We start from the raw sequence: 5460 nt of genomic DNA, 5'->3' as shown, positions 1-5460 counted from the left end.
CCGGCCCCGCGGCGGCCCTGCCGAGGGGGCCAGCCCCGGGCCCCCGCGCCCGGGCGGGGGGGGGGGGGGGGGGTGCCCACCCCCCGGGCCCCTCGGCGCTCCGGCCGCCGGCAGGGGCGGGCGGCGCGGTGCCGCGTGACCCGGTCCAGGTCGGCCGGGGTGGCCGGCCCGGGTGTCTAGGCCAGCCGCTTGACGGCCGCGTCCACGCGCTCGTCCGTCGCCGTCAGCGCCACCCGTACGAACCGCTCCCCCGCCGGGCCGTAGAAGTCTCCCGGTGCCACGAGGACGCCCAGTTCCGCCAGGTGCGCCACGGTCTCCCAGCACGGCTCGTCGCGCGTGGCCCACAGGTAGAGGCTCGCCTCGCTGTGCTCGATGCGGAATCCGTGCGCCTCCAGCGCCGCCCTCAGGACCGTACGGCGCCGCGCGTAGCGCGCACGCTGCTCGGCCACGTGCGTGTCGTCGCCCAGCGCCGCCGCGGTGGCCGCCTGGACCGGCGCCGCGGTCATCATGCCGCCGTGCTTGCGGATCTGGAGCAGTTCGCCGAGCACCGCCGCGTCGCCCGCGACGAAGGCCGCGCGGTAACCGGCCAGGTTGGACCGCTTGGACAGCGAGTGGACGGCGACGATGCCCTCGTAGCTGCCGCCGCACACCTCCTGGTGCAGCACCGAGACGGGTTCGGCCTCCCAGCCGAGCTCCAGGTAGCACTCGTCGCTGAACACCAGCACGCCGTGCTCACGCGCCCACGCGACGATCCTGGTCAGCTCGTCCTTCGCCAGGACGCGGCCCGTCGGGTTGGACGGCGAGTTGAGCCAGAGCAGCCTGAGCCCGGCCGGGTCCAGCTCGGTCGGGTCGTCGTAGACGACGGGTTCGGCCCCGCAGAGCCGGGCGCCGACCTCGTACGTCGGGTAGGCGAGCCGGGGGTAGGCCACCCTGTCGCCCGGGCCGAGGCCGAGCTGGGTCGGCAGCCAGGCCACCAGTTCCTTGGAGCCGACGACCGGCAGGACGTTCTCGTGCGTCACGCCGACCGCTCCGAGCCGGCGCTCGGCCCAGCCCGTCAGCGCGTCCCGCAGGGCCACCGTCCCCCACACGGTCGGATAGCCGGGGCTGTCGGCGGCGGCGACGAGCGCCCGCTGGATCAGCGCGGGCACCGGGTCCACCGGCGTGCCGACGGACAGGTCGACGATGCCGTCCGGGTGGGCGGCGGCCGTCGACTTGTAGGGGGTGAGCCTGTCCCAGGGAAAGACGGGCAGGCGGGAGGAGACGGGGGCTGCTGCGGACACGGAACTCTGCTTTCTCCTGCGGGCTTTCGCGGAACACGGGCCGGGAAACACCTCGGCCCCGCACGGTGACGGCCGTACGGGACCTTGGCGGCGCTCGTGCCGCAGCGGTTACTGGTTCTGCGGCGGCAGAGCGGCGATGAACGCGTGGTCGCGCTCGATGAGGCCCAGCTTGGACGCGCCCCCGGGCGAGCCGAGGTCGTCGAAGAACTCGACGTTCGCCTTGTAGTAGTCCTTCCACTCCTCCGGGGTGTCGTCCTCGTAGAAGATGGCCTCCACCGGGCAGACCGGCTCACAGGCTCCGCAGTCGACGCATTCGTCCGGGTGGATGTACAAGGACCGCTGGCCCTCGTAGATGCAGTCGACGGGGCACTCTTCGATGCAGGCCTTGTCCTTCACGTCGACACAAGGCTGCGCGATGACGTAGGTCACGCTGTCGTTCCTCCTCGGTAGGGCGTTGGCTCTCGCGCGGGAGCGCGGCGTCGTCGATGCCCGCCCCTAGTATCTCCGTTCCGGAGCACGAACCGAACAGGAGGGGCGGACAGAGCCGTGGAATTCACCGTCAGCGGACGACTCGAGGTTCGCATCACGCCCGCTGACGTGGGCAAACGCGTGTCCGTACGGCGCGTCACCGATGCCCCCGAGGCCGGTGCGAAGTTCGCCGACACGGTCGGGGTTCTCACATCGTGGGACGAGGGAGTCGTCTCCATCACCCGGAAGGACGGCGAGAGCGTCCACATCCCGGAATCCACCCTGGTCGCGGGCAAGGTCGTGCCCCCGGCCCCCGCCCGCCGGCGCGGTCCCGCCGCCACCTTCGACGAGCTGGCCGCGGTCACCGCACGCGCCTGGCAGCCCGTCGAGAGCGAACCGCTGGGCGACTGGCGGCTACGCGCCGCCGGCGGATTCACCCGCCGGGCGAACTCCGCGCTCCCGCTCGGCGAGCCGGGGATGCCCCTCGACGAGGCCCTGCGACGCGTGCGGCGGTGGTACGGGGTGCGGGGCCTGCCCGCCTACGTGCAGACCGCGACGGGAGGCGAGGGCACCCAGGAGCGGCTCTGCGCGGACCTGGAGGAGCGCGGATGGCGGCGCGAGGTGTCCGCCGCGGTGCGGATCGCCGCGCTGGCGCCGCTCGGCGACCGGGACGTCGACGTGTCGGCGGTGCGGACGGCCCGCACGGCGGACGGCGCGTGGCTCGCCCGGTACCAGCGCTTCGACACCCCCGGGCAGGCCCCGGGCGCCCACGTGCTGAAGGTGCTGGGCGCGGGGCCCTCGGTGTGGTTCGCCACCGTTCCCGGTGACGGCCCGGGCGAGGTGCCCGCCGCGATCGGGCGGTGCGTGGTGGACGGCCGGTGGGCGGGCTTCATGGCCGTCGAGGTGGGGCCCGGACACCGGCGCCGCGGTCTCGCGACGGCCGTCATGACCGTGCTCGCCCGCCAGGCGCTTCAGGAGGGCGCCTCCGCCGCCTGGCTCCAGGTGGAGGAGGACAATGAGGGGGCACGCGCACTCTACGACGGCATGGGCTTCGCCACCCATCACCGCTACCACCACTTCCGCGACGCGTAGCGCAGACACCGGCAGGGGACACGCAGACATGAGCGACCGGGACCCCGGGACGGCCGGACTCCGGCGGCGGTTCGCCGACGAGGCGCGCGCCGAGCGGCCGGATCTGGCTCTCCTCTGCCTGCTGGTCGGCGCCGAGGCGGGGGGCGGCGAGCCGGGTCCCGCCACCGACCCGTACGGCATCGACGCGGCGCAGATCGAGCTGGACCGGCTGGCGGGGCTGCTCCCCTACGGAGTGCGCGGGGCCCGCGGCTGGGCCTCGGCGCTCGCCGAACTGCTGGGCGGGCGGTGCGGGTTCGCCGGTGGGGCGGCGGACTACCAGCGGCTGGAGTCCTCGCTGCTCCAGGAGGTGCTGCGGCGCCGCCGGGGGCTTCCCATCCTGCTGGCCGTGGTGTGGACCGAGGTCGCGCGCAGGGCGGGCGCCCCCGTCTACGGGGTGGCCCTGCCCGGCCACTTCGTCGTCGGTTTCGGCGACCCGGAGGAGCGGGTGCTGGCCGATCCGTTCGCCGGTGGCGTCCCGTTGAGCGGTGAGGACGCGGAGCTGCTGGTGGCGGGGACGACCGGCGGGAGGCTGGAGGCGTCGATGCTGGCGCCCGCCGGGCCCCTGGAGACGGTGCTGAGGATCCTGAACAACATCAGGGCCTGGGCCTCCGCCCGGCCCGAGCGGACCGACGTGTCGCTGCGGGCGCTCGAACTCTCGCTGCTGCTCCCCTCGCACCCGGCCAGGCTCCGCTACGAGCGGGCCCAGCTCCTCGTGCAGCGCGGGGAGTTCCTGCGCGGGGCGACCGAGATGGAGGAGTACGCGGACGTCGTCGACGGCATCGAGCCGACGGCGGCGGAAGCCATCCGCCACCGGGCGCGGGCGGCCCGGGCACTGCTCAACTAGCGTCGGGCCGGGCGCCGGCGGGCGGACACGATGGCGGCGGTGGACAGGCTGTCGCGCACCGCTCCGCGGGAGAGGTGTGCGGGGCGGCGGCGGTCCCCGCTCCGCGGGAGGGGTGCGGGGCGGCGGCGGTCCCCGCCTCGGTGGACCCGTCCGCCGCCCGCCCGGTACGTCGTGCTCGCGCTCACCGCGGTGCCCGGGTCCGCGCGTCCGACGGCTGTGGTCGTCATGCGCACGGCCCGGCCGGGACGGCAAGCGCCCCGGCGGTGCCGCCGGTCGTGACCCCGCCATGACGGAGGTCCTGCGGGGTTCATGACACCGCCCCCGTCCGAAGAGGCCGGACGGGGGCGGTGTGCGGATGCGTGCGGCGGTCAGCCCGTACCGTCGAGGTCGATCGTGACGGTCCGTTCGGCGGGTGTCCGGCCGAGCAGGGCGCCCTGCATGGCGTGGGCCACGTCGTCGGCGCCGAGCTGGTGCTGCTTGCCGTCACCCTTGGTGATCATGATGCCGTCGAACACCCCGTCGAGCAGGGACTCGATCGCCTTCTTGTCGTAGACCTCGACGAGCCGGCCGTCGACCGGCTTCATGGAGAGGATCTGCGGCAGCGACTTGGCGGGACCGAAGTCGATCTGCTTGGACCCGGCCTTGATGGTGATCAGGCCGGACATCGCGGGCTCGGCGAACTCCTTCATGGCCCGGTCCAGTTCCGCCTTGCCGATGGTGGGTTCGGTGGTGGCGACGGGCAGTTCGACCACCGCCGGCTCACCGGTCTGCACCTGCGCGCGGTAGGCGTCGCGTACGGAGATCATCGACCGGTTGACGTCGAGCGCCTTGCCCGTCCTGCCGGGGACCGCCACGGCCTTGTTCGGCTCGAACTTGATCGTGCCGTCGTTCGCGGAGCCGGAGACGCCCGCCAGGTCGGTCAACGCGACGCCGAGCTTCTCCTCGTCGACCGGGATGACCGGATCGGCCGGGCGCGCCCCGCCGAACAGGGAACCGATCACCGACACCGGGTTGTAGTCGCTCCCCGCGGCTCCGCGGACGGTCTCCTGGCTGTCCAGGGTCAGGCCGGCCTTCTCCGGGGCGAGCTTCTCCTCCTTGCCGTCCACGGACAGGCGCAGAGGCGTCCGGGCACGCTTCCCGAGGGCGGAGTCGAGCTTGGTGACCGCCTCCTCCTTCGTGCCGCCGCCGATGTCGACACCGAGGACGGTCGTGCCCTTGGGCACCTCGGAGTGGTTCAGCAGCAGCCCCGCGCCGTAGGCGAGGGCGAACAGCACGAAGACGGCCGCGCCGACGAGGACCAGCTTGGAACGCCCCTTGGCCGGGGCGGGCGACGCCTTGGGCGCAGGCCGGGGCGCCGGCGCCGGGGCGGCCGGGCCACCGTCCGACCGGCCTTCGGACGGGCGCGCCCCCACGGGGGTGCGCGGGCCGCCCGGAGCACCGGGTCCACCGGGGAACGGCGAGCGCGACTCCGGCGGAACGACCGGGATGCCGCTGGTGAGCGTGTCACCCGAGACGTGGCCGGCGGGGCCGGGCGCGGGTGCGCCGGTCTGCGGCGTCAGGATCGCCGTGTCGTCGGACATCCGCGGCGGTACGCCGCCCGGGCCCGACGGGCCGCCGGGGCGGGGGCCGGACGGGCCGGTGAGCTTGCCGAGATCGGGCGTCAGCGGCGAACTGCCGGTGACCGGACCCGCGGTGGGCCCCGCCGGACCCGGGGTGCGCGCGCCCGGGGCGGGCGCC

Annotated in this window: 5 protein-coding genes; 2 read left to right on the top strand and 3 right to left on the bottom strand. The window is 74.7% G+C overall.

The window, feature by feature from the left end; translation table 11 throughout:
• Positions 1-176 precede the first annotated feature (176 nt).
• Positions 177-1280 (bottom strand): succinyldiaminopimelate transaminase, encoded by a 1104-nt coding sequence (gene dapC, locus ABZ371_RS28260; protein ID WP_358684723.1) that lies wholly within the window; start codon positions 1278-1280, stop codon positions 177-179.
• A gap of 108 nt (positions 1281-1388) precedes the next feature.
• Entirely contained in the window at positions 1389-1709 is a 321-nt protein-coding gene (fdxA, locus tag ABZ371_RS28255) for a ferredoxin (RefSeq protein WP_018956287.1), read from the bottom strand.
• A 117-nt stretch (positions 1710-1826) separates the two neighbouring features.
• On the opposite strand from fdxA, the gene ABZ371_RS28250 reads away from it, so the two are divergent.
• Positions 1827-2840 carry a GNAT family N-acetyltransferase gene (locus ABZ371_RS28250; RefSeq protein WP_358684718.1) on the top strand — a complete coding sequence of 338 codons (1014 nt, stop codon included), beginning with the start codon at positions 1827-1829 and terminating at the stop codon, positions 2838-2840.
• 28 nt (positions 2841-2868) lie between these two features.
• Positions 2869-3723 (top strand): transglutaminase-like domain-containing protein, encoded by an 855-nt coding sequence (locus tag ABZ371_RS28245; RefSeq protein ID WP_358684715.1) that lies wholly within the window; start codon positions 2869-2871, stop codon positions 3721-3723.
• Between the two features lie 368 nt (positions 3724-4091).
• On the opposite strand, the gene ABZ371_RS28240 is transcribed toward ABZ371_RS28245, so the two are convergent.
• Positions 4092-5460, bottom strand: a 1369-nt coding sequence (locus ABZ371_RS28240; protein WP_358684712.1) for a hypothetical protein, incomplete at its 5' end; no start/stop codon positions are given.

The organism is Streptomyces sp. NPDC005899, from assembly GCF_040629645.1.
In the GTDB taxonomy this organism is placed as follows: domain Bacteria; phylum Actinomycetota; class Actinomycetes; order Streptomycetales; family Streptomycetaceae; genus Streptomyces.
This window is presented reverse-complemented; position numbering and strand designations above follow the sequence as displayed.